Origin of the sequence: Candidatus Weimeria sp. HCP3S3_B5 (genome assembly GCF_052064335.1) — a bacterium.
GTDB lineage: Bacteria > Bacillota > Clostridia > Lachnospirales > Lachnospiraceae > Weimeria.
In genome coordinates this window covers 1-26,487 of record NZ_JBQHVU010000024.1, presented here as the reverse complement: position 1 = coordinate 26,487, position 26,487 = coordinate 1, and the positions used below count along the sequence as shown (strand labels likewise).

Genomic DNA, 26,487 nt, shown 5'->3' with positions numbered 1-26,487 from the left:
CTTTATATCCTTAGGCAGCATAAAAAACACCTCCCTGCAGACTTCTGTTTTCTAAACAAAGTTTACAGGAAGGCGCTCATAATAAATAGCCCAGCTCTATAATACGCTTACCAAAAAAAGACCAAGTAAATTTCTCTACTCAGTCTGTTAATATCAACAATATTTAATTATTTTCCCGAAGGGAACAGCAACGAAGTTGCCAAAACTTGTGAAGCTCTGCTACAAGTAATACCCAGTACTTAGTGGCGAAACGCCACTAACTGGGCAATGGTTGCACCCTTGACCTGCTAAGGCGCTTCGCCCTTAACCCGAGCGGAGTCTTTCTCCTGCACCTTGCGTAAGGCTCTGCCTTTACAATCCGACAACCTGAAAGTTGTCAGTCTTTCATCTTTTTTATCACTCACTAATTAACTGTAATCCATTAGGATTTAGCTGATATATTTTATCACACACCTCTTCAATGTACTTTCTATCGTGAGAAATGCTAATGACAGCCCCTGGAAATTCTCGGAGCATTTTTCTTATTACCGGGCCGGATAATGGTGAAAAATTTCTTGTAGGCTCATCCAGAATAAGAACATTCGCACCACTTAAACTCATCCTCAAAAGAAGCACTTTCGCCTTTTGTCCACCAGACAACTCCCGAATAGGATGCTCCATTTCATCTGGCGTGTATTTAAGTGAACCTAGGTATGTTCTAATTCTTGTTCTTTCTTCCTTGTCTCCGGATTTATCAAGAAAATCAACAGGAGTCATATCCAAATCAAGTATCTCTTCATAGTTTTGCGGCATATACTCTGCCTTAATATCATCTCGCTGCGAAAGTTCTTCCGCTATTTTTCTTAAAAGAGTCGTTTTTCCCACTCCATTAGCGCCAATAATACATATTTTCTCCGAGCCTCTTATTTTCAAGTTAATGTCTTCAGCCAAAATCCTTTTCTCATCCCTAGTCTTAAGTTTTGCAAGAGTATACTCTATAACTGTTTTTCCTGCCGGAATAGATGAATCTTTGTCTCCCATTTTAAAGAAAATAGCCTCCTCCTGTTCCGGCATCTCCGTCATGTTTTCATCTTCCTTTTCAAATCTTCGTTCCATAGACTTAACTGCGTGCATTTTGTCCTTCAAATTCTTTGCCACCGACGGCGCTTGTCTGGAACAATTTGCTAATGCGCTTTGCACACTCTGAGACACTCTTTGATATTTCTCATCTCGAATCTTTTTTTCCCTACGGTCACATAGTGCCCTCTGTTCTTGAAGTTCAAATTTATGAAGCCGTTCCTCCACATAGTTTCTATAGGGAAGCTTGGCCACGGTATATCTCGCTTCTGTTTTTCGCTTAATCTGCTCGATATGTATTACCATGTTGGCGGTACGCTCTATCAATGTTTCATCGTGTGAAATAAAAAGCACAATATGCTTCCATTCATTTATGGTTTTTTCCAGTAATGTAAGCGTCGCAATGTCAATATCATTTGAAGGTTCGTCTAACAATAGCACAGAAACATCGCGAATAAAAAGCCGCATGAGTTGTACCTTGACTTTTTCTCCTCCTGAAAGGCTCCCCATCATCTGACTACTGTAGAAAAAATCATTTTTTATTCCAAATTTCCCTGCAATAACAGACAGTTCTTTTGGCGTTTTCTCCCAGAATATTTCTTCCTCAGAAAAATATTCGTATACGGTTTTTTTCTTATCTTCATCGGGCATCTCTTGCGGAAGATAACCAAGACGTTCGTTTCCCATTACTCTTTCCCCATCCGCTTCTATATAGTTTTCTATAAGCGATGGATCATATATCCACTTCATTAATGTTGATTTTCCGTTCCCTTCTTCTCCAATGATAACTGCTTTATCTCCATCATTTAGCACAAGGTTGAAATCATCAAGAATTACTCTCAGGTCTTTTTTATGTGTTAAATTTAATTTCTTTATCTGTAACATAAAGTTCCTCCTTTTCGAAACACGAGTCAATTATTTTTGTACACACAAAAACGAGCCTTTTTGCATACGCAAAGATAGACTCGCTAAATAGACCTTTATTACTTTCCCTAAGGAAAAGCAAAGGAAATGCCTCTTGCGATAATCCAACTTAAGCGTACACAAAAATAAACCTATTTTCTACAGGCTCAATAACTATATGTGTCTTACTTAAATTAAATTATCTATTAATCATTTCCTCACCTTACACGAAATGTGCCTTCCTTTTTTCTAATGACGATACTATCATACTGCATTTTTTTTGTCAACACATTCCACCTTATAGATGCGCAAATTCAAATTTTTTGTTCCCTATAAAATTAATTTATTGGGATTTACCAAATCGCCAAACAACGATTTGGTAAACCATCTATACAATACCATACTTCATTGTCCATTACAATAATTGCATCGCTCCCGCTTATTCTCATCAATTCTGCAACTATTATATTGTGATATTATGCTTACTCTTAGGCTGTCTGTTCACTTTTCTTTGTATGATACGCTTCACGTCTCCTAGCCAGTGTTTTTTCATATCTCTCTTTTGCGATAGGATCTCCGTTTAATGCATCGTCACGCATTTTTCGGTAACTCTTCACTGTAGCTCTAACCTGATACTGTTTATGCTCTGCTAGCTGGCTCTGTGCTTCCTGATCTCCGGCTTCTGCCCTAGCCTTCAAAGCATCTAACTGCTCCTTTCTCCTTGCGGTATGCCGTCTGTTATATTCTGCATTTCTCTCTTCAAGATATTTTGCATATTCAGGATCATTTTCTGCTCTTAATTTGCGCTTTTCTGCTGATTTCCTTGAACGTTCCCTGCCAATAGCCCTACGCTCTTCAAGCTCTCTGATTGCTTCCTGATTGCCTTGTTCTGCCTTTTCCTTTAATTCTGCCAAAGCAACCTTTTTCTTCCTTGTAGCACGCTCCTGACGCTTCTTTTCCCTTTCCAAAGCCAAGCGTTCTTTCTCTTCCATCTTCGCCCGATATTCAGGGTCAGCCATTCTCAATTTACGCATTCTTTCTGCTTGCTTACGATTGTTCTGCCTACCCTTTTCAAGAATTGCTTCATATTCTGCCATAGCTTCAAGATCTCCGGCTTCTGCTTTTGCCTTGAGTTCTGTACGCTTCTGATTTCTTTTCTGCGTAGATTTCTTAGAAGAATTTCTCTTTCTTTCTGCAATCTCTTCCGCTCTGCGTGCTTCCTCTGACTGCAAGGCTTCCACTTCGTCCTCGCTGAGTGGAAGAACGAAATTTCCAATGAAATTGAAGTAAATATCCACTTGCTGAGTGCGGTCTCTTGTTCTGCCACCCACAGCTTCATGAATTACAACCTTTTCAATGAAATCATTAAGCATAGGTGTTGTCAGTTCCTCAAAATCTCGGTATTTCTTAACCAGTCGCACAAATTTATCAATCTGCACTGCCTTAGTGGATATACGTTCTGTAGCAGTTTCAAGTTCTGAAATTCTCTGCTCTAGGTTGCTTTGCTCGGTGTCATATTCTGTCATAAGACGATTGAACTGTCTTTCCGGCAATCGCCCTAAAGTGAAATTTTCATACAATCCCTTTATCAGATCATCTAAATCCATCATGCGACGCTTAGCTTCCAATAGCTCCTTTTTATCATTGGTATTGTCCTTTTCACACTGTATTTCATACTGTGCCTTCAACTGTTCCACAAATTCCTTTTCATCATTCAGTACATATTGTGACACTCGCTTAGCTGCCTGATAAATCAGCATTTCTACTGTACTTGCCTTAATATAATGACCGGTACATGAATGATATTTATTGTGATACCGGCTACAACGGAATGCCTGATTACTGTCATAGGTCTTTCCGTCTTTCGACTGTGAATTGATATATGCCAGTCTGCTTCCACAATCCGCACAATAAAGGAGTCCTGACAGCCTATGCGTAGGCTTTTCACTGTTTCGTCTAGGTGAAACTCGTTTCCTCATTTTCTGTGCTTTATCATAAGTTTCCTGATCTATGATAGCTTCATGAGTATTATAGAAAATAAGCAGCTCGTCCTCATTCACAACTCTTTTTCGCTTCGTCTTGAAACTGTCTTTCGCTGTCTTTCCAAGAATGGTATGCCCCAAATACTCACGTCTGCTCAGAATATAGCCGACTGTTGTTGCATTCCATGTATAAGCATCATGGTATCTCGTACACTGGCAATCCTCAGGATGGTTCTGTCTCGCATAAGCTGACGGAATAAGCACTTTATCCGCTGACAAGGTATCTGCTATTGCAGTTGCTCCCATTCCTTCGCAAGCAAACTGAAAAATGCGTCTGACAACCGAAGCGGATACTTCATCAACATACAAAGTCTGCTTATCCTCAGGCTTTCTGTAATATCCATAAGGCACAGCACCACTGACACGTTTTCCGTCTCTCATTCTAGCCTTAAATACCGCCTTAATCTTCTTACTGGTGTCTTTTGCATACCATTCATTCATAATATTCAGGAATGGTGTAAAGTCATTATCTGCCGGATTGGCACTGTCAACTCCGTTATTAACTGCAATAAAGCGGACACCTTTCTTTGGAAACATCATTTCAGTATAAAACCCTACTTGCAGATAGTTTCTGCCAAATCGTGACATATCCTTGACAATCACTGTTCCAACTCTTCCGGCTTCAATCTCTGCCAAAAGTGCATTGAAAGCCGGTCTGTTGAAATTTGTTCCTGAATATCCATCATCACTGAAATGTCGGACATTCTCGAAACCATTTTGTACTGCATAATCTTCAAGATATTGTTTCTGATTTGTTATGGAGTTCGATTCTCCTTGAATCTCATCATCACGAGACAGACGCTCATAAAGTGCTGTTATTCTGTTATCTTTAGCCATTTTCTCAGCTCCTTTCATAATGCTAAAAATAAGAACACACAGAAAACACTTCATTTTTTATTGACCTATTTTCTCTGTATTCTTAAAATCTAACCCTTCGGATCTGTAAGTACATAGGAACTATGCATTTGAAGCAGGTTCGGCTTAATAAAAAATCTCGTTTTACCGGAGCCGGAACCGCCGACTACTAGCGTATTCTTATTCCTTGCGTACTTCGGATTGGCAGGTCTTGAGTTCATGGTAAGTCTCTCAGTCTGCGATAAAATCACGTTATTCTGAAAAACCGGGTCCATGTATGGCTCTATGTCCTCATGTTTTCCCCATGAAGCGTTTTGTCAAGTGTTATTTGGAGTTATTGACGCACAATCAAGGCGAAAGCGCGAAAGTGCAAAGCGCAAAGGGTCTGCACTTTGCGTTTTCAGCTTGCGGGTTCGGGCGGCTGCTTCTTCTTGATGAAGTTGTACCATTGACCGCCGACGCGCCTTGCGCCCAAAACACCGCCCATGTTGCGCTTGGCGTTCTGTACCGTCCTCTCGGATATTCCGGCTTCGGCTGCGGCCTTTACAAGGTCCTCGCTGGCAAGCTCTTTCCCGTCTGCAAGCAGGTCAAGTATCAGCCGTTCCGCCTGTTCGGTCTTGGTGGCGGTGTTGCCGCCCGCGCCGGACAGCAGCTCGTCGGCGGTAATGTCATACTCGCCTATCCACGAAAAGCCCGTTTCCGGGTCAAGGCAAAAGGCTATGGGCTTACCCTCCGGCGCAAGAGAAGATTTGTCATGGACGATAACGCGCACATTCGGTTCCCGTTTCACGCGCCCGATCAGCAGGACGCTCCTTGCTGCGGCGCGGAAGTCGATGGAGCCTAAACCCCGGTAGGCGCTCTGTCCTCCGGCGGCTTTGTTGAGGTGTCCGATTAGGATAACGGCGCACCCGGTACGCTCGGCAATCTCGGCAAGGCGGCGGAACATGGGGCGTATCTCGTTGGCCTTGTTCATGTCGGTTTTCTCGCCCACATACGCCTGTATGGGGTCAAGGATAATCAGCCGCGCCCCGGTCTGTCGGATAGCTCTCTCTATGCGCTCATCGGACAGGGAAAGCCCCTGCTTGCTCTCGTCAATGACAAGAATGCGGTCAAGGTCTGCTTCGGCTTCCATAAGGCGGGGCTTGATGGTGTCGCCCAAACCGTCCTCGGCAGTCTGGTAAATCACATTGAACGGCTCATGCACTGCCATGTGGGGGAACGGCTTGCGGTTGGTACAAGCGGCGGCAAGGCGTAGGGCAAAGGTGGTCTTGCCCTCGCCGGGGTTGCCCTGCACAATGGTTACTTTCCCAAAGGGGATATACGGCTCCCATAACCATTCGACGGTCTGCGTGTCCACCTCGCTCATGCGGATAATCTCAACGGTTTCTTCCTGCGGCGGCTCTTTCAAGCCGTAGACCGCTTCTCGCAAATACTTCCCGTCTGTGATTTCTGCCCGGTGCTGCAATACCTCGTTCCAATCCTTGAAAAGAGGGATAAGCCGGTGGACGGTGTAGCCCTCCGGCATGAGCTTCACAAGGCGGCTGCAAGCGTCGTTTCCGGCTTCGTCGCTGTCAAGGCAGAGATAAACGGTCTTGATGTTCGGACGGTCAGAGAGAAAGCGGAGCAGGGCTTTTTCTCCCACGCCGCCCAATGACAGGTAGCTTTGCTTCTGCCAATCCTTTTTGAACAGGCAGAGGAAAGAAAGCAGGTCAACGGGGGCTTCAAAGACAAACACTCTTTCGCCCTCGCCCCGGTAGCAGAAGTTAAAGGCTTTGTCGCTGCCTTTCACATCAAGGCGGAAGTTTCCCGCCGTTCCCTTGCTGTGGGCGTAGCGCGGTATTCCGTCCTCGTCCCGCCCCACAAATACGGCGTTGTGGTGGGCTGCGTCCTCGTAAATATCGCCGCTGGCAAAGAAAAAGCCCGTCACATCTTCATCAATGCGGCGGGCGGCTGTGAGGTAGTTCCTCGCTGTTCGGTTGTCGGGGCTGCGGGGCGGTAGCCGGAAGTCGGAGAGGGGCGCGGAGCTTGGTCTATCCGGCGGCGGTGCGGCTCCCTTTTCTCCTGTGAGAAGTTCAACGGCTTCGGTAAAACTCTTGCCAAAAAACTCCATGACAAAATCAATGGGGCCGCCGCCCTTGCTCTGGCTGTGGCGATACCACTTGTTGCCCCGGACGGTCAAGCTGTCGTGCCGTTTCCATCGGTATTCCTGTCCGGCGCGTTCCAGCGGTTCCCCCTGCGATTGCAGGAACAAAACAAGGTCGGCTTGGTTCGCCCGGTCTATCTGTTCTTGGGTGTAGTACAAAAAACTCACTCCTTTCATCGGTCTATGTCGTGCCGCTTTGTGCGGGTCTGTGTCTGCTCCGGCTGGTCGGCGCGGAGTGCAATATCCACGCATTTGCGGATTTTTTGAAGTTCGGAAACATCGGCGCGGGTATCTTTCAGTTTGGCATAATCGCTGTCCCTCTGTGTTTTGAGGTCGGCATATTCCTGTTCCCATTCCGCAATAGGCAAGGTCTTTGTTCCTTTCGGCAGATTTGCATGGAGATAGCGGCTTGCTGCGTTCCATAGGGTCAACTCGGCGCGGTGGGCTTCCTCGTACTTGTCGCGCTTGTTTGTCCAGCCGTTTTGCAGCTTTTTCAGCTCATCGTGAACGGGCTTGTACTCGGTGTAGTTCTTCCCGTATTCAATCAGCTTTTGCAGCTTCTTCATGCGTTCCTCGGCGGTTTTCATTCCTGCCCGGATAGTGTCGGCCTGTTCGCTGACAGAGGAAAGGGCTGCGTCCAGCTCATCAAGGGTAGAGATACCATGCTCGGTCAGATAGTTGACCGCTGCCGCTATGGTTTTCAGTTCATCGGCTGTGTGCTGTTGTTGCCAACGCTGCGAATACTTCCGGCTCTTTTCTCTCTGAACGCTCAAATACTTCATCAGCAGATTTGCAAGGCCGGGGGATTGTTGCGGCTGTTCCGGGGCGGTTTCCCACGCTTTGAACAGGTCGGCAATCCATTCTTTGAGCTTTCCAATCTGCGCTCGGATTTCCCGTATAAGGCGGTTTGCCTTTTGGATATTCCGGTTCAGTTCGCCTTTCTCGGTGGCAATACCTTTCTTCTCCATCTGGCAAGCCGCCACGCCCATGTGGACGGTGGGTATCTCGCCAATGCCGCGCTCGGCGTTGCTGCGGTGGTCGATACGCTCCGGGCTTCCGGCTCGTTCAAGGTAGGCGTTTGAAATATCCGCCCATGCCTTACGCCACAAGAGGGCGTTGCCCTTGTCGTTCCAGCCGGTCAGGTCAACTTTGTGCGTCTTGTATCTGCCGCTTGGCAAGCGGATACGCTCGCCGTTTTCATCAAGGTCATATTCCTTTTGGGACTTTGCCGCCCATGCGCCGCGCTCGTCAAGGGGGCGCATGGTAAGCATGATGTGACAATGGGGATTGCCCTTGCCGGTGTCGTGAATGGCATAATCAACGCACATTCCTCTGGAAACAAATTGAGAGGAACAGTATTCCCGGACAAGTCGGATTTGTTCCTCTCTGGATAACTCTATGGGGAGCGCCGCGTCAATCTCTCTGGCAAGCTGGGCGTTCCCGGCTTTCTCGTAAAGCTCCACGCTGTTCCACAAGGTTGAACGGTCAGAGAAAGAGGGCGGGGCGTGGGGTGGCAGCATAATTTCCGTATGGACAACACCGCCTTTGCGGGTGTAGTCGTGTGTCATTCCGTCCCACTCATTTGTCAGCTTTTCGCCGCTTCGGTAGGCGGCTGCGGCAACGGCTGATTTGCCCTTGCCCCGGCTGACAATGCTGATATTACAATGATAGATGGCTATGGGTATCACCTCCCGGATAAAATGAAAACCCGCAAAAATGGTACAGACGCCAAAGGCGGGTATACTGTTTTTGTGGGTGTGCAGGGATAGCCGCGTAAGCGGCGCAAGGGGTGCAGCCCCTTGTTGCGGCAAAGCCGCCAATGTCGGTCAGAGAGGGAAGCAAGCGGCTTTCTCTCTGTGCCGACAAGCCCTCGGCAGAGCGCACGCACCCGTAAGGGTGTATAAGTGCGCCCTTTGTACCAAAGGGATTATTCGCTTTTCCCGCCCTCGGTGCGTTTTTTCAGATAGCCCCGCGCTTCCTCGCTCGTCAGGGCAAGCCGGAGAAAGGCGGCGGCTTCTTCGTCGGTCATGGTCTTTGCTTCTGGCACAATGCTCTCAAAGACCGCACCCCGGACGATCAGCCGATGGCTGCGCGTCCTGCGTTCCTCTTGGGATAACTTTTGCCGCAACACCTTTTCCCGATTTTCAAGCTGCCGGATTTTCTTCTTCCCGTCCTCAATCTCGGCTTGCAATTCCTCGCGTTTTTTTCTCTCGGTTTCGTCATGGGTGGTCACTCCTTTCTACCTGTCGGCATAGAAAAAGGACAGTCGATTTCCTCGGCTGTCCTTTTGATTAGGGTGTTTGGTTTACTCCGTTCTGCTCAATAAATGGGAATATTAAATATCAATACGCCCTTTAATACATTCCTATTAAAACATCAGCTTCGATTGTCAAATGTGTGAGAGTACGCCAATCAACGCAATCTTTTTCAACGCAAAAGAGAAGCGGCGTCATTTCAATAAACGACATTCTTTGTTCTGATGACAACTGTACGGTGGCTGAAACCGTTTCTCTTGAAATGGTTTTAAGATATTTCTCAAAATATTCAACGACAGACTCATTTGAATAATCTGGATTTTTCAAGTGTGCTTGCACTTTAGTCCTGATTTCCCTCAAATGATTTTTCGTAGGAATTACTTTCACAACATATCCGTTAGGAGATAGCAATCGCTGAAATTCTTTGTAGTGTGCAGGCGAAAATATGTCTAAAATACAATCCATACTTCCGTCTTTCAAAGGGATTTTTGATAAGTCAGTAACAAACCACTTCACTGCTTTGCGCTTGTCTTTTTTTGATGCAATCTGTATTGCCTCCCTTGACAAGTCAAAGGCAAAGATGTTTCGTTCTGTTCTTTGCTGTATCTGCCTTGCATAGAAACCCTCGCCGCAACCAACATCTAAAATGTTTCTTATAGATGGCGTATCAGAAATAAACTGTATGATTTTCTCCAACACAACATCATACATGCCATACTCCAAAATTTGGTGCCGGTTGTCAAAAGACCGCTTGCTGTAGTTGGTTTTGGGCGATGATTTTAACAACAAATTTACATACCCATATCTTGAAATATCAAAGCAATGTCCATGTCTACAAATTAGGCTATTGCCTTGTATATCCATTGATTTTGTGCAAATTGGGCATTGAAAATAAACCTTGCTGTCTGCAAAGCGTGATAAATTATTATTCATTTGTTTTTCCTCCGTAATTACATCTCTGCTTCAATAAGCGAGTTATGCAATACGGATAACCGCAACATAACTCGCTGTTTTATCTTAATCTCATAAATGTAACCATTGTGTTGTCCTCCAATCAATTCCGCAGTATTACTCTGCTTTTAGAAAAAGTATAGCACAAAACTATGAACATTTCAACTCTATTTCAGCCTGTCGGCGACGTTGCTCTCTCTGGCATACCGCCCGCCGTTCCTCGCTGTATGGGGCGGTCAGACGGAAAGAGAAGCGGCCTTTCTCAATGTCAAACTCCATGCAGCCCGTTTCCGGGTCTGCGTCAGTCTGCTGGCAGATCGCCGGATAACGGCGGCTGTATGCAAGCAGACGCTTTTTCAAGGCGGTGTTGTGGGTGCGGATATGGATAAGGGGGTCTTTCTCGTCAAACCAAATATCGGTGGTCTTTTCCTGCTTGGTAAGCCCTGTTCTCATGCAAACTCCTTTCTGTGCCCCTGTTACGCAATAGGGGCATTTTTCGGGTGTTTTCTCCGGCTCTTGACTTGGAGAAAACGGCGTTTTTGACGATAAAAACCGCCCGGACGTGGAATGTATCGTCGGGGCGGCTGTTATCGCAAGATTTCCGATTTTTCCGGCTCTTGACCGTCAGACGCAGATAAACACGAACTGTCGGCAAGTATCGTCTTGAGCAGCTTGTCGCGGAATGTTTCTGTGCTGCTGTGATTGAAAAATAACTCCGCAACAATAGTCTGCCCGTTTCTCTGCGTCGTGATAATACTGTCGGGGTTCCGGGGCGCGGTGGGCGTCCCGTTCTGTTCTGTCATAGGCGGCTCCTTTCTCCGGGCGCAAAAGAGGGACTTCCCGTAGCCGGAAAATCCCTCTTGGTTGTCGGTTATTCTGTTTTACTGTGCGGGCTGTGCGGCGGCGGTCTGCGCCTTTCTCCTTGCCCGGTATTCCCGCGCCTTGATACGGTCATACTCCCGCTGCTTTTCAAGGTTTCGCGCCCGGTACTCCCTTGAATACTGCCGGTGATAGGCGCGGCTCTTTTCCTTTTTGGCTTCTTCGATTTCCTCCCGCATTTGCCGGATTTCCTGCTCCGTTGGCTCTGTAAGCTGTGTCACTTCGTTCTCAAATTTGCCGATATAGTTGAAATATATCCCGATGTGCTGAATGGCTTGTTTTGCCCTTTTCTTGTCGCGCTCATGCACTTCAATCCGGCTGATAAACTCGTTGAGAATGGCGGGGGTCAGGTCGGTAAAGGCAGCGTAGCGTTCCGTCAGCTTCAAAAACTTCTGCGCCCGTCCGCCCGCGTTCTCAAAAGCGGATAGCTGCTCTTGCAGCTCGGCAAGCTCCGCTTTCAGCGCATAGTATTCTTCTGAATACTTCTGCGACATTTGCTCATAGCGGTCTTGCGGGATCGTGCCGAGGGCGTTGTCCTCATAGAGCTTGTTCAGCACCTTGTCAATCTGTTCAAGGCGCGTCGTGATTTGCGGGATACGCTTCTGCTGTTTCTTGGTCTTGTCGGTCTGCTGCATGGCAAGGTTCTTTTTCACTAAGGCTTCAAATTCCGCCCAGTTGCTGATAGAATAGTCCTCGATTTTCTTCAGCACTTCCGCGATGGTCTGCATGAGCAAATCCGCGTCAATGATGTGCGGGGAATTGCATTTGGGGTTTTTGGCTTTTCCCTTGTGGTACTCGCTGCAATAGGCAACATGACGCTTGCCGCCATTCCGATAATCTATGCGAATGTGCATTTTCGCACCGCAATCCTTACAGAAAAGCAAGCCCGACAAAGGGTGGATTTCCCCGTCCCCGTTGGGGCGTTTGACGGGCGCATTTTCCAAAATCCGCTGTACGGTTTCAAAGTCGGTGCGGTCAATAATCGGCTCATGCACATTTTCGGTTATCTGCCATTGGCTCCGGTCTACATAGTGGTTCCGCTTGTCGCGGAAGTGCTTTGTGGTCTTGAAGTTGACAACATCACCGCAATACTCCTGCCGTGTGAGGATATGGGTCAGGGTGGCTTTGTTCCACTTATAGCGGTTGGCCTCATTGAGCGCCCTGTTTTTACAGGTTCCCCGCCCGCGCTCTTTCATGTAGAATGTGGGCGTTGGGATTTGCGCCTGCGTGAGATATACGGCAATTTGGTTTCGGTTTTTTCCGTCCAGAAACAGGCGAAAAATCAAACGAACAACTCCGGCGGCTTCCTCGTCGATAATCCAAAAATCCTTGTTGTCCGGGGATTTGACATAGCCATAGGGGGCTTCGGTGGCAATCGGCTTTCCACTCATGCCCTTCGTCTTAATGCCGGTCTTTACTTTCTTGCTGATGTCCTTTGCGTACCACTCCGACATGATGTTGATAAAGGGCGCAAACTCCAATGTATCGGGCTTTTCGCTGTCTATCCCGTTGTTGACTGCGATAAAGCGCACATTGTTCCGTCTGAATATCTCCATCGCATTGCCGACTTGGAGATAGTCACGCCCCCAGCGTGTCAGGTCTTTCATAATGCAGACACCGATTTTCCCGTTCTCTACATCGTCCATCATGCGGGAGTAGGCAGAACGGTCAAAAAATCTGCCGCTTTCGTCATCGTCAATGTAGTGCCGGATATTGGTTAAGTGCTGCCCTCTGGCGTAGTTCTCCAAAAAGATTTTTTGGTTCTGTATCGAGTTACTCTCACCGCCGTCCCTGTCCTCGTCGCCCACGGAAAGGCGGGAGTAAAGGGCTGTAATTTTACTATAATCAGTCATGTGCATAACCTCCTGTGCGTCCATATAGGCTTCCTTTACACTTAAAATTATGCACTCCAACGTGCGCTGCCGTATTCTGCGCCCTTGCGGTATTTCTTTGCGTTTTTCCCTTTGACATAGACAATCAGACGGATAACCACCGCGCCGACAATGCCGATAAGCAAATCCAACGGGTGAACGCTCGGCAAGGCGTTTTCAAAGGCTGCGGAAAATCCTTGTGTGATATTCAGTATCTTTGCAGAAATATCCGCGCCGGGGGCAAGCCGCACCGCCTGTCCCACCTTATCAAAGAGATAGACAAAGAACACATAGGGGATATTCGGGATTATCAACTTTTTGTAGTTCATCTGCTTCATATCTCGCGCCCCCTGTCTATTTTCTTTACCTTGTCGCGGGCGGCGTTAAGCTGCTTCGCCTTGTCCTTTGCTGCGGCAAGGGCTTTGCGGATAGAGGGCTTTTTATCACTGTTCAGCTTCTTTGCGGAAAACTCTTGAAACGCTGCGGTCATAACGTCCGCGTCCCTGCCTTTGAAAAACACAAGGTAACGGGTCTGTTCGCCCTTAACCTTTTTCAGCGAAAAATCTATGTTGTACTTCTTCGCGGTACTCTCAAAGGCTTTGATATTGCTGTCGGTGATCTCGATGTTGGAAACACCCGCATTTTGCTTCATAAGCTGCCGCATGGTCTGTTTCCCATGCGGGGCTTTGCTTTTCTGCTCCAAAAACTTCTTGATTGCTTTCTGCAACGCCTGTTCGGTAAGCCTTGCCGCGCCTTTTCCCACATTGACGGATAGGGCAATCGTTTTTTGGGTTACTTCCTCCTGCAAGGTATCAACTCCTTTCCCGGTAAACTGCGGCTATGCTCATTTGCTGCCGTAAAAGTCGTGATTGACAAGGGCGGTATAGTAGCTGTCAATGGTACTCGGTGCGTTGAACAGCACCGCTTTTAGATACTGCTTGATGTTGCGGATTTTGGTTGTGTTCTCCCTCATGCAGTCCAAAACAAACTCAACGTGGCTGCTATTCAGCTTCATAAACTTTGATTTGACAAGTTCGGCGGGGTAGTCGTCCCCGGCGATACGGATTGTCTTTCGGGCTGTGCAGACGGTTTCCAGCATGATTTCTACAATCTCGTCCAAACGGTCTTTATCCATTTTGGGGTCTTGAATGAGAATGTCATAGTCGATGTTGTCTTTGATGATTTCCCGATAAATCTCTATTGCGCTGTTTGTTTTCGCTTCCGTTCTTTTCCTTTCCGGCGGCGTAGCCGCTTCGTCCTGCTCATAAGGCAAGGGATTTAGGGAATGGAAAGGAATGGAATGGGTACTTGATAAATCAGTAATTGATTGTTCTTTACTTGATATATCTTTATTTAATTGCGTTGGATTTTCCAACGTAGGTTTTTCCAACGTAGGTTTTTCCAACGTTGGATTATCCAATGTTGGATTTTCCAATGTAGGTAAATCCGATGTAGGCGGCTGTTCGCTGCTGGTAGCTGCTTCCGGCTCTTTGGGCTGCGGCTGCTCGTATATGACATAATCCGCACCGCGCAAACGTCCTTTCTCGTCGCGTTCCCGGCTGCGGACGATATATCCGGCTTTTTCAAGTTCTTTGACCGCTTCGCGGATTGCGTCGATCTTCTCCCGGTTGATATGGGATAAGCCCGCAAGGGTATAATCCCAATCTTCGGGCAGCGAAAGCATTTGCGACAACAAGCCCTTTGCCTTTAAGGACAATTCCTTGTTTCGCAAGTGGTGGTTGCTCATAACGGTATATCCCGTATTTCGCTCCACTCTGAAAACTGCCATATTTCCTCACTTCCTCTCTTGGTATGCGTGGACAATTAGAAAGCCGTTTTCGGCTGTTTTGGTATTGCAATATGCCCTTTGCCGTTTTCGCGTCTGCAAAGCCGCATGGCACAAGGGCTTTTGCCCGTCTATTTGTCCATGCTGGCGTGCGTTTTCCGCGTCCTTTTGCCGGGGCAATAGGGACACTCTTTGAAAACGCAAAACTCATATTTCCACCCGGGGCGGTAGAAACGGCAAGTGCCGCAATCTTCATCATCTCCGGCACAACCGGATTGATAGCGGTCAAATCCCGGCTTCTGCTGCATGAGCAATTCAAACGCCCGCTGCTTGCCCTTTGTGAAATACATTCCGGCTGCACCTCCTTTCCTGCGGGCATAAAAAAACGGCGTTACTTTCTCCCCCAAAGGGGTTAAGGTAACGCCGTTTGTGTGCGTATTCAGTTTTTAACACATTCCCTGTCTATCCGCTGTCCGCAAAACCATTGATTTTATTAGCTTTTTGCCGCTATCGCTATCACACCTCATTATTCCAGCGGCCCGGATTTCAAGCCATGCTTGCAGACATTGAAGCCGGGAAAGTCGGCACCGTCATAGTCAAGGACATGAGCAGGCTGGGGCGTAATTACTTGCAGGTGGGATTTTACACGGAAATGCTGTTCCCTCAAAAGGGCGTGCGTTTTATCGCTGTCAATGACAACGTGGACAGCGCAAACGGCGGCATGGACAATGATTTTACCCCTCTGCGGAACTTATTTAACGAATGGCTGGTGAGAGATACGAGCAAGAAAATCAAGGCAGTAAAGAAAGCAAAAGGCATGAGCGGCAAGCCTGTAACCAGCAAGCCAGTCTATGGCTATCTCATGGACAAGGACGAGAACTATATCGTTGACGAGGAAGCCGCCCCGGTTGTCCGGCAGATTTACCAGCTTTGCCTTGCGGGAAATGGCCCGACCAAGATTGCCCGTATGCTGACGGAGCAGCAAATCCCCACGCCGGGGACGCTGGAATACCGCAGGACGGGCAGCACCCGACGCTACCACCCCGGATATGAGTGCAAGTGGGCGACAAACACCGTCGTCCATCTGCTGGAAAACCGGGAGTACACTGGCTGTCTGGTAAACTTCAAAACGGAAAAGCCTTCTTATAAGGTCAAGCACAGCATAGAGAACCCCGTCGAGAAGCAGGCCATTTTCGAGAACCACCATGAGCCGATCATCGACAAGGAAACATGGGAACGGGTGCAGGAGTTACGCAAACAGCGCAAACGCCCGAACCGCTACGATGAAGTGGGGCTGTTCTCCGGGATTTTGTTCTGCGCCGACTGCGGCCATGTGCTGTATCAGCAGCGGTATCAGAACAAAGACCGCAAACAGGACTGCTACATCTGCGGCAGCTACAAGAAGCGCACCCGCAACTGTACGGCGCACTTTATCCGCACCGATCTGTTGACCGCTGGTGTCCTGGCAAATCTCCGGCAAGTGACCGAATACGCAGCCAAGCATGAGAGCCGGTTTGTGAAACTACTTGTCCAGCAGAACGAGATCGGCGGCAAGCGAAAGACCGCCGCAGCCATCAAGCAGCTTGAACAGGCGCAGGAACGCATTTCTGAAATCAGCCGCATTATCAAGCGGCTGTATGAGGACAATGTAAACGGCAAAATCAGCGATGAGCGTTTCATGGAACTGTCGGCTGACTACGAAGCCGAGCAAGCGGAGCTGAAAAAGAGAGCCGCCGCCCTGCAAGCCGAACTGGACAAGTCACAGGCAGCTACCGTCAACGCCGAGAAATTTATGGGCATTGTCCGCAAGCACCTTGCCTTTGAAGAACTGACCCCCACTCTCTTGCGGGAAATGATCGAGAAAATTGTGGTGCATGAGTGCAGCTATGATGAGAACGGCACCCGCAGGCAGGACATTGAGATTTATTACAGCTTTGTCGGCAAGATTGACTTGCCCGAATAACCGCCCGACCTATCCGACACAATGGCCAAGTGTCGGATAGGAACGGCAAAATTTTTTACACTTCTATTACTTCTTTATCGCACATTAGCAAAATTGTCAGGAATGGAGAACGAATCAAAAGATCTCTGGCGATGCATATAAACTGAGAGATACTCCCTGGCTTATGCGCATGAGTTCTAAATTCAAGGATGGGACTTTTATAGTAATGCCAAGAGTCACGGGCGAACGAAGAAGATATGTACCATTCGGATATGCTGATGATGGAAGTATACCTGGAGATAGTATCATGATTCTTCCTGGGGCGGAACTTTTTCACTTCGGAATATTAGAATCTAATGTACATATGGCATGGATGAGAATGGTATGCGGAAGACTCAAGGGAGATTATAGATATTCCAGCGACATCGTCTATAACAACTTCCCCTGGCCCACACCTACATCTGACCAGAAGCAGAGAATCGAGCAGACCGCCCAGGGCATCCTCGACGCTCGAGCCCTTTATCCCGACAGCAGTCTGGCAGATCTCTATGATCCGCTTACGATGCCGCCGGAGCTTCGCAAGGCGCACACGGCAAACAATATAGCGGTCATGAAGGCGTACGGTTTTGATACGAAGATGACAGAAGCCGACTGCGTGGCAGAGCTTATGAAGATGTACCAGCAGCTGACGAGCTGATGATTTTTTATTTGTCTTCATTTGCCCGTTATTTTCTGAGTGGGCTATTGAGTGGACAAACACGGTATAATGATGAGAGGCAAAATGATATGGAACAGAGACGATAATATGGATAGGAAGTCTTAAGAAGTTTGTAAATCACAATCCACATCGAATCACATAGGCCTTCTGCATCCTCTGGAGTCCGAAATAATTTTGGATAGCATCAGCAGTTCTGCAGAATTCGTCCTTGTTCACGTGGTCGAGTAGACGCACCCATTGCGGCAGTGCACCTCTCACAGAAATCCTTAACGTGCGGCTTTCCCGCATCCGGCTCCTCACGAAACTCTATATTTTCAGAGATATGGTTTCATCTGGCAAACCCTACCCGGAGTATCGTTCATATAACGATGCAGTCACGCTTACTATGTACAGCTCTATCGATGATATGAACTTTGTGAAGTTCATTGCTAATGAGCAGAATTCACGTCAGAAGAATTTCAGCCTTCAGGAGCTAATGATTCTTAGATATCTGACAGATAATGGTAAGACGACATTCTCGGATTTAAAAACAATTGTTCAGAGTGATGAAGACGACACAAGAAAAAGCTGTAATACTCTTTTAAACGATGGTTTGATAGAGCTCTCGGGCAGAGAATATATGTTGACTGCGAGAGTCTATGAGAAAGTGAAAAATGATGTTGATTATACCAGAGACAAGGCAATTCAATACCTAAAGGCAAAGGAAATGATTACAGAGTACATTAAACAGAAGGGGACAATAAGTAATGAGAAGGTACGGGAACTCTGTGGATTTAGTCGTAGACAGGCACGATACACTCTGGATAAAATGAGAAAAGAAGAAATTATCGAAATTGTTGGGGCGGGTAGATCATCAAAATATGTATTAAAAAAGTAGAAGAGAATGGACAATTTAATGGACAATGTCACATTGAATTGTCCATTGAGATAAAACTTATAAAAGACAGGATTTAGCAAAGTCAAAGAGCATGGTTGCATTATAAATGGACAACTTTAATAGACAATGCTCATTTAATGGACAATTATTGGAGGTAAAATCATGGTGGAGAACTTTATAGTACCTGAAGATTGTAAAGATGGACAGGTTATAGAAATTGCGGAAAAGTTGTTGACATTTATTATCCGCAATCCGGGTAAGCTCATTACATATGGAGATCTGTCGAAACAGCTCAGCTTTCCAATGAATCCAAGGAACATAGAGCAGCTGTTAGGGAGAATTTCGTTTGCATGTATAGAAAATGGTCTGCCACCTGTCTCAGTAATGGTTGTAAATAAAGACACATCGATGCCCGGAATGGGATTTTTCAAAGCATACTGTCCAGAAATTAAATCTGAGTATGAGCAGATGAAGCTTTGCTTTGAGTACATGGATCAGGTAAAGAAATACGAACACTGGGATGATGTTCTCAGTGCTTTTATAGGAAGCAGATAGAGTTTAGAATATATGCTGTCAACAACAATGGTGTTGATGGCATTTATTATACAGTAATAATTTTTGGAAAATACTTTCCAAAAAACTCTTGACAATTCTTATGCGAGAGATTATTATGTTCTCAACAAAACAATTTGGAAAACAAAAACCGAAAAGAGGTTATATTATGCATAAGAAATTTGAAGATATATCTATAGCTGAGGCGGAGAATATGACTGAGGATATCTGGAAAAAAATATTTCCGGAGGAAAAAGATTCTGACGAAGATACATCCTTTAGAGAAGTCAGCCATATATCAGCATGTTATCTCTTATGGGAAATAAAGAAAAATCCTTCTATTAAGACAGCAGATGAGCTATATAAAGCATATTCAGCTCATGTGAATGATTATCTGGCTGCTATAGTCGAAAACCTTTTATTTAACGTGCTGGATGTCCCAGAGGTCTGGAAAAGATTTTATTTAATAGCCGATGAATATACTATCGATGATCTAAAAGCATGTGTTTTAAAGACAGATCCGAATCTTTCAGTGCGCGAAGAGGTTCCGGAATCTATTATTGATCTTGCAGACAGAATGCTTGAGATTAGTGGTGATGACAGGATTATGGATGCTAATCCAATACTAGGGTCTTTTGCATTAAGGAGTATGAGAAATACTGGTATGGGTGAATACGTAAATATTGCCAGCGAGGACTATATGACGCCAATAACCTATGCTAATATTTATTCTGTAGTCTGTGGTTATGATAATATAAGTTATGTCATGGGAACTGATAGGAATATAGATAAGGTGTTTGTTGACTCGTTTAATGTATCCGGGAAAAGAGAACCTGTCCAATCTGAACATTCTGCAAGAGATTTGTGGGAGGAATTTCCTGACGACGAATACAGCTATCTGTATCAGTGGGATCTATCTGCATGGGCAATAGCGATGACAAACTATAGAGGCAGGGTAGTAAGTGTAATGACAGCTGGAGAACTTACAAATAAATCCAATGAGATATATAGATCTTTTCTATGTGAGAATGGATATGTGGAGGGTGTTATAGCTCTACCTGATAAGATGTTTGTTAGTACATGGGTCAACTCCTTCCTGGTGATATTTAGTCATGATAATAAAAAAATCAGATTCATTGATGCAACTGATATATACCATCCAATTCGTGTGGGCGGTAGACGCGTAAACACTCTTACCGAAGATATGATGGATGAGATTTATAACAGATATAAAAATTCATCTGATGCGATAGTGAAGGCGGTAAATGAAATATCGGAAACGGGCTATAATCTTAATCCAATCAGATATGTTGAAAAAGAGGAATCATCACTTGAAACAGTCGAATTAGGTGAGCTGTTGACAAGTATAAAACGTGGGATGACATTGAAAGCTTCTGAGATGGATAAATACATTTCCAAAGATGTGGCCTATAAGAAATGTATTATTCCATCACAGATATCAAATGGTGTTGTTGAAGATCAGTATTATTATCATGCTGAAACCCGCAATCAGAAAAATGATTGCTTTTATGGAGATATTCTTTTAAGTAAAACTGGATCGCCATTTAAGGCGGCTGTATTTAATGTATATGATGCTTATCTAGTAATCGGAAATATTTATATACTTGGTGTAGATCAAAAAAAAGTGACTCCGGAGTACATCAAGTGCTTTCTAAGCAGTAAAAAAGGACAGGAAGAGATGAGAAGGCTTGCCGTAGGTTCTGGGACACCAATATTGAGGATTTCGGATGTGCCTAAGATCAGAATCCCTGTTTATGAAGAGAAGAAACAGAAAGCAATGGAGGCCAGGGCAAAGGAAATCGTTGAGGAAATGGAATTATTACACACGCAGCTGAGAAGCGAAGAAGATGAGCTTGCGAGAATGTTTGACGAGGAGTAAAGATTATGGAGACAAAGGGCTGTATTTATTCAAGAAACGATGTATGTGAGATGCTAGGAATATCGACTTTTACCCTCACTAACTGGTATAAGTGGGAAAGAAAGGAACTTTCAGAGCAGATTGTGGACGATGAGTATCTTCCTCACCCAATTCAGCTCGAACATGTAAAGGGTCGTCCATTAAGATGGTCATATGAGATGGTGACATCTCTTATGGAGTATAAAGAACATATTGTAAAAGGCAGGAACGGTAGATTTGGTAAATACACCAATACAAAATGGCATTGATGAAAATGCTGACTAAGAACAGGAGGAAACAGGATGATAGTACTTGATGAAACAAAAAGAAGTGAGCAGATTGTGAAGAGACTGGTAGATTATGCAAAAGAGAAGGGCATCGTATTCAATGAGAAAATAGATGGATTCTCTGATTCATCACCATATTGTATTATGAAGGGAGGCTCATCTCTGTCATATAGGAAACAGACAAGGAATTGGCCTGTAAAAAATTCGATAGTAGTATTCGCAACAGATGTTGATGCTGAAAATCTCAATAGTAAGCTGGGACTTAAAATTTACGATAACAGCAAGGACAAGGTCAGACCGAATGCAGTCTTTATTCCAAGGGATATGTTTGATCAGGCTCTTGAGGTACTTGCAGAAAATCCAGAAAATATCTGAAATCAGAGGAGATTAGAGTAAATGAATGTAGAAGAAACATATAGAGCGATAAAAGCTTTTCAGCATGAAATTTATAATGCTACAGACTGGGATTCAGCGCAGAAGGTCTATCGCCAGTGCAGATTCTGGGTTCGCATACAGATAGCCTATGCGCAGGCTCTTACAGTAAGACAGGGCAATTATATCAACCATAAGGTCAACGCAGCAAGAAAAGAGGTTTTGGGTAAATGGCGGAAAAGCCATCAGAAGAAACAACAGGCTCAACATCAGACAAATAAACGAAATCGGGATTATTGGAGATACCATTATGACGGTAGTTCCAGAAGAGGTGACAGGAACTATTATAGACAGGAGAGCTTGGAGAAACGTATAGCTGCCACAGATTGATTTTTTAAAAGCATTATATGTCTTAAATTTGCATTAGATGTTGATTCCTCATATTTATAAAGCTTACAATATTATCGTTGCGTCGGGCGATAAAGGAGCTCTTTTTCTCTCTCATATCAGAAAAGAATACTCACAGATGGTATCACTTTGGTGATATAGATCCGGACGGCTTTCTTATCCTCGAACGACTGAAAGGGAGAACAGGAATTGACTTCATCCCTTACCATATGGGAATCGATGATCTGAAAAAATACAGTTCATATACGAAAACGCTCGAATCAAATGACATAAAGAAAGCCCGCAATATGATCGAGAGAAATGTTCATTCTGAGATAATGAAATATATGCTCGACCACAATGAAAAGCTGGAACAGGAGATCATCTCCATAAAAAGATGAAAAGGTGACAGCCTCTTTTTCATCTTTTTTTATGTACTGAAACTTTTTTCTCTGCCAGGATGTCTAACAGATGTAAGACAAAGAAAGGAAGGACGTGATAGAAATTGTTTTCCCGGGAAAGAAAAAGCACGAATGAACAGATAGTAGAGAAGGTACTTCTTGAAAAATATAACAGCTTTTACCGAATGGCGATAAGCTACACGCATAATGAGGCCGACGCCGCGGATATAGTACAGGAAGGTGCCTACAGGGCCATAAGGAACTGTAAGGATCTAAAAAATACTGAATTTGCTTCTACATGGGTATATCGCATCATGATGAATGAGATCTACCGGGCAGTATCAAAAAACAGGCCGGATTCACTCGATCAGATGGAGGAATACCAGGAAGAAGGAAAGAGTGACACCTACGAAGATACCGACCTGCGCAGGGGTTTAGACTCTATGGACCCTGAAGACAAGGCCGTTATAGAGCTTAAGTACTTTGAGGAACTGAAACTAAAAGAAATCGCCGAGATACTCGGCGAGAATGAAAATACAGTGAAGAGCCGGCTTTACAGAGGGCTTCGAAAGCTGAGAGTTGATTTGGAGGCAGAAGGTTATGACAGATGAATTTAGATCATTAAAAAACGAATATGCCGGTTTTTCGATGAGTGAAAAGGCGGTAAACGAAATGGAAGCTAGAATAGATCAGGCAAAGTTTGAGAACAGAATGGAAGCAAGGAAAAAGCATATAAGAAACTGGGCAGTAGCTGCAGCAGCTGCACTTACTATTTTTATCATGCCGAATATGAATGCGAGTATGGCAAACGCCATGGGAAATCTCCCAGGGATCGGAGGATTTTTCCAGCTGATAACCCTACGGGATTTTCATGCTGACAATGGCAGACAGACAGCAAATGTCGATGTAGCAGGGCTTAAGTCAGATGATGATAAGACAGCAAAAAAGACTGCTGACGAGATAAACAGTGAGATAAAGAGCCTTACCGATAAGTATGTAGCAGACTTCAAACAGAACGAGAAGGAAAAAGGTTTTGAAAATCTCGATGTAGATACTGAAGTCATCGATAAGACAGATAAGTACTTTACACTGAAGCTCTCAGCTCTTATGACACAGGCTGACAGCTATCAGGAAAACCACTATTATACGATCGACATAAATACCGGAAAGCAGATCCAGCTGAAGAACCTCTTCAAAGACGGAGCAGACTATAAGACTGTGATACGAGATGACGTAAAAAAGCAGATGCTCGATCAGATGAAGAATTCAGATGAAGTGATGTACTGGGCCGGTGACACCAAGGAAGATCAGAAAGAGATGGATTACACTGATAACGACCTTATCGATAAGGCTTCATTCTATCTGAATAAAAACGGAAACATCGTGATCTGCTACAACCAGGGCGATGTAGCTCCTATGTACATGGGTGCTCTCGAGTTTACGATCGACAACAGCACAGTAAAGGACCTTCTGAAGTAATAAATGTTCTTTCAAAAAAACTTGCAATTCCTGTATACAGCGAGTAGAATAGAAGCGTTGAGCAAAAAAGCAATACATTGAAAACTTGATACAGGTCATGTGTGGACAGCACATGGATTGGAAACGATAATGCTTCTTTTGATGAAGTGGACCCGAACAACACAGGTATCACAGAATCGAAAGGAGTATTTTTTATGCCAGAGAGCATGCCACAGAACAAATTAGAAAATTTTTTCTTCACAGTGATCATGGCCTTCGTCATGGTTTATGCGATGATCTGCTATAATATCGCATTGAATATCGGAGGACTTACAGATAAGGTCTTTCTGATGGCGTTTGGAGAGCTTCGTATCATGTGGCCGGTAGCCATTGTACTTGAGATGTTCGTCATGGAGAAGCCGGTCATGTATCTGACAGGCAGAGTCATAAATAAGAATATGTCATTCTTTGAGATCCTTATCATCAGATGCTCACTTACAGTCTGCCTGATGTGTCCTACGATGAGCCTTGTGGCTACGATCCTCTTCAAGGACTTCTCTCATTCAGGCTTTGTCGGTATGTGGCTTCAGACCGCAGCCATGAATTTCCCGATGGCTCTTGCATGGCAGATCTTCTTCGGAGGACCATTCGGAAGACTTGTATTCCGTCTGATCTTCAGAAGACAGAAGAAGACAGTCATCTCAGAAGACGCAGAGCTTGCAGAAGAGACAGCAGAATAATAAAAAGCTGTACCGGATTTAGTTCCGGTACAGCTTATTTTTTACTCTGAAAAATCCTTTGTCAGGTTATTGAGCCACCTGTACTTGCGGTAGTGCGCAAATACCCATGGGATCTTCGATACTTCATCGAGGCAGGTGAAGGCATACACGACAATTACCGGGAGTTTAAACACAAAGGCCGCCAGCAGGGCAAGCGGTATTCCGTAGCACCACATCATCACCACATTTGAATACATATCGAACTTCGTATCGCCTCCTCCAGCGAAAATTCCGTTTATTATTACAGTATTGATACAGCGCCCGATCATATAGAAAGCAGTTATGACAAGCATTCCAGTCAGATAGCTTCTGGCAGTCGGGTTCAGTTTATAGAATTTAAGCACCGGCGGTATCAGGACGAGAACCACAGCCATCGTGATAAAACCGATAAGGAAAGACAAAGCCTTTATTTTTTCACCATAATCGCGGGCTGTTTCTATATCGCCTTTTCCAAGCTCGTATCCGAGAATTACCGAGGTCGCATTGGCGACACCGTTACACATGCAGCAGCATAGGTCTCTTACGACAGCAGTAACTGAGTTTGCGGCAGCTGCATCCTGTCCCAGGTGTCCCATAATAGCCGTATAAGAAGTAAATCCTATCCCCCAGAGCAGAGAAGCTCCGAGAAGAGGGTAGCAGATCACTAAAAAATCACGCGACAGCTGCCTGTTCCTATGAAAGATCCGCCTGAGCACCGGCCTTACATAGTCAGACTTAAATGAAATGATAATACAGGCTGCTATCTCAGTGATCCTTGAGATCAGGGTAGCAGTGGCTGCTCCTTCGGCTCCCATCTGCGGAACCCCAGCCAGGCCGAAGATAAGTATCAGGTTTAGGACTATGTTTATGATGACAGCTGAAGTCGAGATCACCGCAGAACTCGTGGCATGACCTGAAAACTTCATGACAGCCTGATAGCACTGCGAGAATCCTACAAGCAGATACGACCAGCCGGCAATCCGTAAATACTTCATTCCTATGGAAGCCAGTGTCGGATCGTTTGTAAAAAATGCCATCAGAAGCTGCGGATAGAACACGCAGAAAACAAAAAAGACTATATCTATAACCGCTACGATCCGAAGCATTATGCCAAAAATATCATCGACAGACTTCCGGTCCTGCTTCCCCCAGTACTGTGCACCAAGAATAGAACCCGCCCCCGTCATGGATGCCAGGAACATATTCATGACGAACTGCACCTGAGTAGCAAGTGAGACTGCAGCCATCGAATTCTGGTCGAGTCTTCCAAGCATTATAGCGTCAGCTGCCGCCACAGCCGCGAGCATCAGCTGCTGAAATGCCATAGGGAGCGTCAGTGAGAGCATTTTTTTATTGAAATCTTTATCAGCAAAAATTTTAGTCATGAAGCTATCTTATAGGATGGATTTCGAATAGTCAACTGGATTTTTAAAATAGTTCTTGACAAAAATAATATATTTGATACAATTAATTTGTGCAAAATCTATAGTAAAGAAAAAGCCGAAATACAATAATTCAAGGAGGCGTACTATCTTGAATAGCGCATTTGGAAAAATAGCAGTGGGGCAGATCCTGCTGATCATCTGCTGTATTTTTTACCTGATATGGTGGAGCATATCTTACAGGCCAGGCGTTGAGGTGAATAGGGCGGGAGGAATGAACGGAATCCTGCTTATGATCACGGCATTCTGTGGACTGGCGGGGGTCTTTGTGTCGATATATGGAGCGAACGTCATTCCGAAGACCGGCAGAATGAAAATCACAGGTGGCCAGGCAGTAATAGGATGGATCCTGCTTTATGTGATGCTGCTCATCGTGACGAGATTTATCTTTCACAGACAGGTAACGACTGAACTGCTGCTGATTACAGGCTGGGCAGCGCTGGAAATAACAGTGATCAGTTCTCTTGATGGAGCGGGTAAGCTGTCAGATACACGATTTTTCATACTGCTTGCTGTGATAGTGGCTGCGGTCGTGGTCAGTATGATCCTGTATGTGCTTTATTATCGTATGGAAGAGATGAAGGCATTTTATGCTGCAATGGTTCCGCTGATCACGGAGGCCATAAGTATGGCG

General features: G+C 45.3%; 26 protein-coding genes and 2 pseudogenes. 13 read left to right on the top strand and 15 right to left on the bottom strand.

The features are described 5' to 3' along the window. Positions 1–396: 396 nt before the first annotated feature. The 14 genes and pseudogenes from ACTNCK_RS10300 to ACTNCK_RS10235 all read right to left on the bottom strand — a co-directional run bounded on the left by ACTNCK_RS10300 (position 397) and on the right by ACTNCK_RS10235 (position 15,091). Entirely contained in the window at positions 397–1,941 is a 1,545-nt protein-coding gene (locus ACTNCK_RS10300) for an ATP-binding cassette domain-containing protein (RefSeq protein ID WP_441082610.1), read from the bottom strand. Between the two features lie 506 nt (positions 1,942–2,447). Further along, entirely contained in the window at positions 2,448–4,838 is a 2,391-nt protein-coding gene (locus ACTNCK_RS10295) for a recombinase family protein (RefSeq protein WP_441082608.1), read from the bottom strand. A gap of 92 nt (positions 4,839–4,930) precedes the next feature. Next, a pseudogene (locus ACTNCK_RS10290) lies at positions 4,931–5,170 on the bottom strand (type IV secretory system conjugative DNA transfer family protein); the annotation flags it as partial. Positions 5,171–5,256: 86 nt separating this feature from the next. Beyond that, on the bottom strand, positions 5,257–7,158 hold the full coding sequence (locus ACTNCK_RS10285) for an AAA family ATPase (protein ID WP_002584966.1): 1,902 nt from the start codon (positions 7,156–7,158) through the stop codon (positions 5,257–5,259). Positions 7,159–7,172: 14 nt separating this feature from the next. Then, positions 7,173–8,810 (bottom strand): MobQ family relaxase, encoded by a 1,638-nt coding sequence (gene mobQ / locus ACTNCK_RS10280; protein ID WP_002584967.1) that lies wholly within the window; start codon positions 8,808–8,810, stop codon positions 7,173–7,175. Between the two features lie 116 nt (positions 8,811–8,926). Then, a complete protein-coding gene (locus ACTNCK_RS10275; protein ID WP_002584968.1) occupies positions 8,927–9,232 on the bottom strand; it encodes a DUF3847 domain-containing protein in 306 nt (101 codons plus the stop codon). Between the two features lie 121 nt (positions 9,233–9,353). Continuing rightward, complete coding sequence (locus tag ACTNCK_RS10270; protein WP_002584969.1) at positions 9,354–10,187, bottom strand: methyltransferase domain-containing protein; 834 nt, start codon at positions 10,185–10,187, stop codon at positions 9,354–9,356. 168 nt (positions 10,188–10,355) lie between these two features. Continuing rightward, the gene (locus tag ACTNCK_RS10265; protein ID WP_002584970.1) at positions 10,356–10,658 is read right to left on the bottom strand and encodes a hypothetical protein; all 303 of its coding nucleotides are present in this window, start codon (positions 10,656–10,658) and stop codon (positions 10,356–10,358) included. 134 nt (positions 10,659–10,792) lie between these two features. Continuing rightward, positions 10,793–11,008 (bottom strand): transposon-encoded TnpW family protein, encoded by a 216-nt coding sequence (locus ACTNCK_RS10260; RefSeq protein WP_002584971.1) that lies wholly within the window; start codon positions 11,006–11,008, stop codon positions 10,793–10,795. A gap of 78 nt (positions 11,009–11,086) precedes the next feature. After that, positions 11,087–12,937 (bottom strand): recombinase family protein, encoded by a 1,851-nt coding sequence (locus ACTNCK_RS10255; RefSeq protein WP_015572847.1) that lies wholly within the window; start codon positions 12,935–12,937, stop codon positions 11,087–11,089. Between the two features lie 56 nt (positions 12,938–12,993). Continuing rightward, positions 12,994–13,293, bottom strand: a pseudogene (locus ACTNCK_RS10250) (recombinase); the annotation flags it as partial. Continuing rightward, the gene (locus tag ACTNCK_RS10245; protein WP_441082604.1) at positions 13,290–13,763 is read right to left on the bottom strand and encodes a PcfB family protein; all 474 of its coding nucleotides are present in this window, start codon (positions 13,761–13,763) and stop codon (positions 13,290–13,292) included. The gene ACTNCK_RS10245 and the pseudogene ACTNCK_RS10250, both read right to left, overlap by 4 nt. Before the next feature lie 36 nt (positions 13,764–13,799). Beyond that, a complete protein-coding gene (locus ACTNCK_RS10240; protein ID WP_055143522.1) occupies positions 13,800–14,744 on the bottom strand; it encodes a DUF6017 domain-containing protein in 945 nt (314 codons plus the stop codon). A 128-nt stretch (positions 14,745–14,872) separates the two neighbouring features. Then, positions 14,873–15,091, bottom strand: coding sequence for a hypothetical protein (locus ACTNCK_RS10235; protein ID WP_002604486.1), 219 nt, complete (start codon positions 15,089–15,091; stop codon positions 14,873–14,875). A gap of 119 nt (positions 15,092–15,210) precedes the next feature. On the opposite strand from ACTNCK_RS10235, the gene ACTNCK_RS10230 reads away from it, so the two are divergent. The 12 genes from ACTNCK_RS10230 (at position 15,211) to ACTNCK_RS10175 (ending at position 24,393) form a co-directional block, all read left to right on the top strand. Then, positions 15,211–16,704, top strand: coding sequence for a recombinase family protein (locus ACTNCK_RS10230; RefSeq protein WP_441082615.1), 1,494 nt, complete (start codon positions 15,211–15,213; stop codon positions 16,702–16,704). Positions 16,705–16,825: 121 nt separating this feature from the next. Then, positions 16,826–17,380 (top strand): type IIL restriction-modification enzyme MmeI, encoded by a 555-nt coding sequence (locus ACTNCK_RS10225; RefSeq protein ID WP_441082612.1) that lies wholly within the window; start codon positions 16,826–16,828, stop codon positions 17,378–17,380. Between the two features lie 406 nt (positions 17,381–17,786). Next, positions 17,787–18,278, top strand: a complete 492-nt coding sequence (locus ACTNCK_RS10220; protein WP_441082602.1) for a hypothetical protein — start codon at positions 17,787–17,789, stop codon at positions 18,276–18,278. A gap of 162 nt (positions 18,279–18,440) precedes the next feature. Continuing rightward, positions 18,441–18,833 (top strand): hypothetical protein, encoded by a 393-nt coding sequence (locus ACTNCK_RS10215; protein ID WP_441082600.1) that lies wholly within the window; start codon positions 18,441–18,443, stop codon positions 18,831–18,833. 166 nt (positions 18,834–18,999) lie between these two features. Continuing rightward, positions 19,000–20,730: an N-6 DNA methylase gene (locus ACTNCK_RS10210; RefSeq protein ID WP_441082598.1), complete on the top strand. Its 1,731-nt coding sequence runs from the start codon at positions 19,000–19,002 to the stop codon at positions 20,728–20,730. Positions 20,731–20,735: 5 nt separating this feature from the next. Further along, on the top strand, positions 20,736–21,017 hold the full coding sequence (locus tag ACTNCK_RS10205) for a hypothetical protein (RefSeq protein ID WP_441082596.1): 282 nt from the start codon (positions 20,736–20,738) through the stop codon (positions 21,015–21,017). 33 nt (positions 21,018–21,050) lie between these two features. Further along, on the top strand, positions 21,051–21,410 hold the full coding sequence (locus ACTNCK_RS10200; protein ID WP_441082595.1) for a hypothetical protein: 360 nt from the start codon (positions 21,051–21,053) through the stop codon (positions 21,408–21,410). Between the two features lie 21 nt (positions 21,411–21,431). Continuing rightward, entirely contained in the window at positions 21,432–21,797 is a 366-nt protein-coding gene (locus tag ACTNCK_RS10195) for a hypothetical protein (protein WP_441082593.1), read from the top strand. 77 nt (positions 21,798–21,874) lie between these two features. Beyond that, positions 21,875–22,195, top strand: a complete 321-nt coding sequence (locus ACTNCK_RS10190) for a Wadjet anti-phage system protein JetD domain-containing protein (RefSeq protein ID WP_441082591.1) — start codon at positions 21,875–21,877, stop codon at positions 22,193–22,195. A 104-nt stretch (positions 22,196–22,299) separates the two neighbouring features. Further along, positions 22,300–22,806 carry an RNA polymerase sigma factor gene (locus ACTNCK_RS10185; protein WP_441082589.1) on the top strand — a complete coding sequence of 169 codons (507 nt, stop codon included), beginning with the start codon at positions 22,300–22,302 and terminating at the stop codon, positions 22,804–22,806. Continuing rightward, on the top strand, positions 22,796–23,674 hold the full coding sequence (locus ACTNCK_RS10180) for an RsiV family protein (protein ID WP_441082587.1): 879 nt from the start codon (positions 22,796–22,798) through the stop codon (positions 23,672–23,674). Before ACTNCK_RS10185 ends, ACTNCK_RS10180 begins: the two co-directional genes overlap by 11 nt. Positions 23,675–23,868: 194 nt before the next feature. Further along, positions 23,869–24,393, top strand: a complete 525-nt coding sequence (locus tag ACTNCK_RS10175; RefSeq protein WP_441082585.1) for a DUF2798 domain-containing protein — start codon at positions 23,869–23,871, stop codon at positions 24,391–24,393. A 41-nt stretch (positions 24,394–24,434) separates the two neighbouring features. Here the strand turns inward: ACTNCK_RS10175 and ACTNCK_RS10170 are convergent, their stop codons facing one another. Continuing rightward, positions 24,435–25,796: an MATE family efflux transporter gene (locus tag ACTNCK_RS10170; protein WP_441082583.1), complete on the bottom strand. Its 1,362-nt coding sequence runs from the start codon at positions 25,794–25,796 to the stop codon at positions 24,435–24,437. A 148-nt stretch (positions 25,797–25,944) separates the two neighbouring features. On the opposite strand from ACTNCK_RS10170, the gene ACTNCK_RS10165 reads away from it, so the two are divergent. Continuing rightward, on the top strand, positions 25,945–26,487 hold a 543-nt coding region (locus ACTNCK_RS10165; RefSeq protein WP_441082581.1), incomplete at its 3' end, for a hypothetical protein.

Bases quoted from the DNA above. Each gene is read 5' to 3' on its own strand.
- ACTNCK_RS10300 (WP_441082610.1), bottom strand. From the start codon at position 1,941: ATGTTACAGATAAAGAAATTAAATTTAACACATAAAAAAGACCTGAGA.
- ACTNCK_RS10295 (WP_441082608.1), bottom strand. From the start codon at position 4,838: ATGGCTAAAGATAACAGAATAACAGCACTTTATGAGCGTCTGTCTCGT.
- ACTNCK_RS10270 (WP_002584969.1), bottom strand. From the start codon at position 10,187: ATGAATAATAATTTATCACGCTTTGCAGACAGCAAGGTTTATTTTCAA.
- ACTNCK_RS10265 (WP_002584970.1), bottom strand. From the start codon at position 10,658: ATGAGAACAGGGCTTACCAAGCAGGAAAAGACCACCGATATTTGGTTT.
- ACTNCK_RS10260 (WP_002584971.1), bottom strand. From the start codon at position 11,008: ATGACAGAACAGAACGGGACGCCCACCGCGCCCCGGAACCCCGACAGT.
- ACTNCK_RS10255 (WP_015572847.1), bottom strand. From the start codon at position 12,937: ATGACTGATTATAGTAAAATTACAGCCCTTTACTCCCGCCTTTCCGTG.
- ACTNCK_RS10240 (WP_055143522.1), bottom strand. From the start codon at position 14,744: ATGGCAGTTTTCAGAGTGGAGCGAAATACGGGATATACCGTTATGAGC.
- ACTNCK_RS10235 (WP_002604486.1), bottom strand. From the start codon at position 15,091: ATGTATTTCACAAAGGGCAAGCAGCGGGCGTTTGAATTGCTCATGCAG.
- ACTNCK_RS10220 (WP_441082602.1), top strand. From the start codon at position 17,787: ATGTACAGCTCTATCGATGATATGAACTTTGTGAAGTTCATTGCTAAT.
- ACTNCK_RS10215 (WP_441082600.1), top strand. From the start codon at position 18,441: ATGGTGGAGAACTTTATAGTACCTGAAGATTGTAAAGATGGACAGGTT.
- ACTNCK_RS10210 (WP_441082598.1), top strand. From the start codon at position 19,000: ATGCATAAGAAATTTGAAGATATATCTATAGCTGAGGCGGAGAATATG.
- ACTNCK_RS10205 (WP_441082596.1), top strand. From the start codon at position 20,736: ATGGAGACAAAGGGCTGTATTTATTCAAGAAACGATGTATGTGAGATG.
- ACTNCK_RS10200 (WP_441082595.1), top strand. From the start codon at position 21,051: ATGATAGTACTTGATGAAACAAAAAGAAGTGAGCAGATTGTGAAGAGA.
- ACTNCK_RS10195 (WP_441082593.1), top strand. From the start codon at position 21,432: ATGAATGTAGAAGAAACATATAGAGCGATAAAAGCTTTTCAGCATGAA.
- ACTNCK_RS10180 (WP_441082587.1), top strand. From the start codon at position 22,796: ATGACAGATGAATTTAGATCATTAAAAAACGAATATGCCGGTTTTTCG.
- ACTNCK_RS10175 (WP_441082585.1), top strand. From the start codon at position 23,869: ATGCCAGAGAGCATGCCACAGAACAAATTAGAAAATTTTTTCTTCACA.
- ACTNCK_RS10170 (WP_441082583.1), bottom strand. From the start codon at position 25,796: ATGACTAAAATTTTTGCTGATAAAGATTTCAATAAAAAAATGCTCTCA.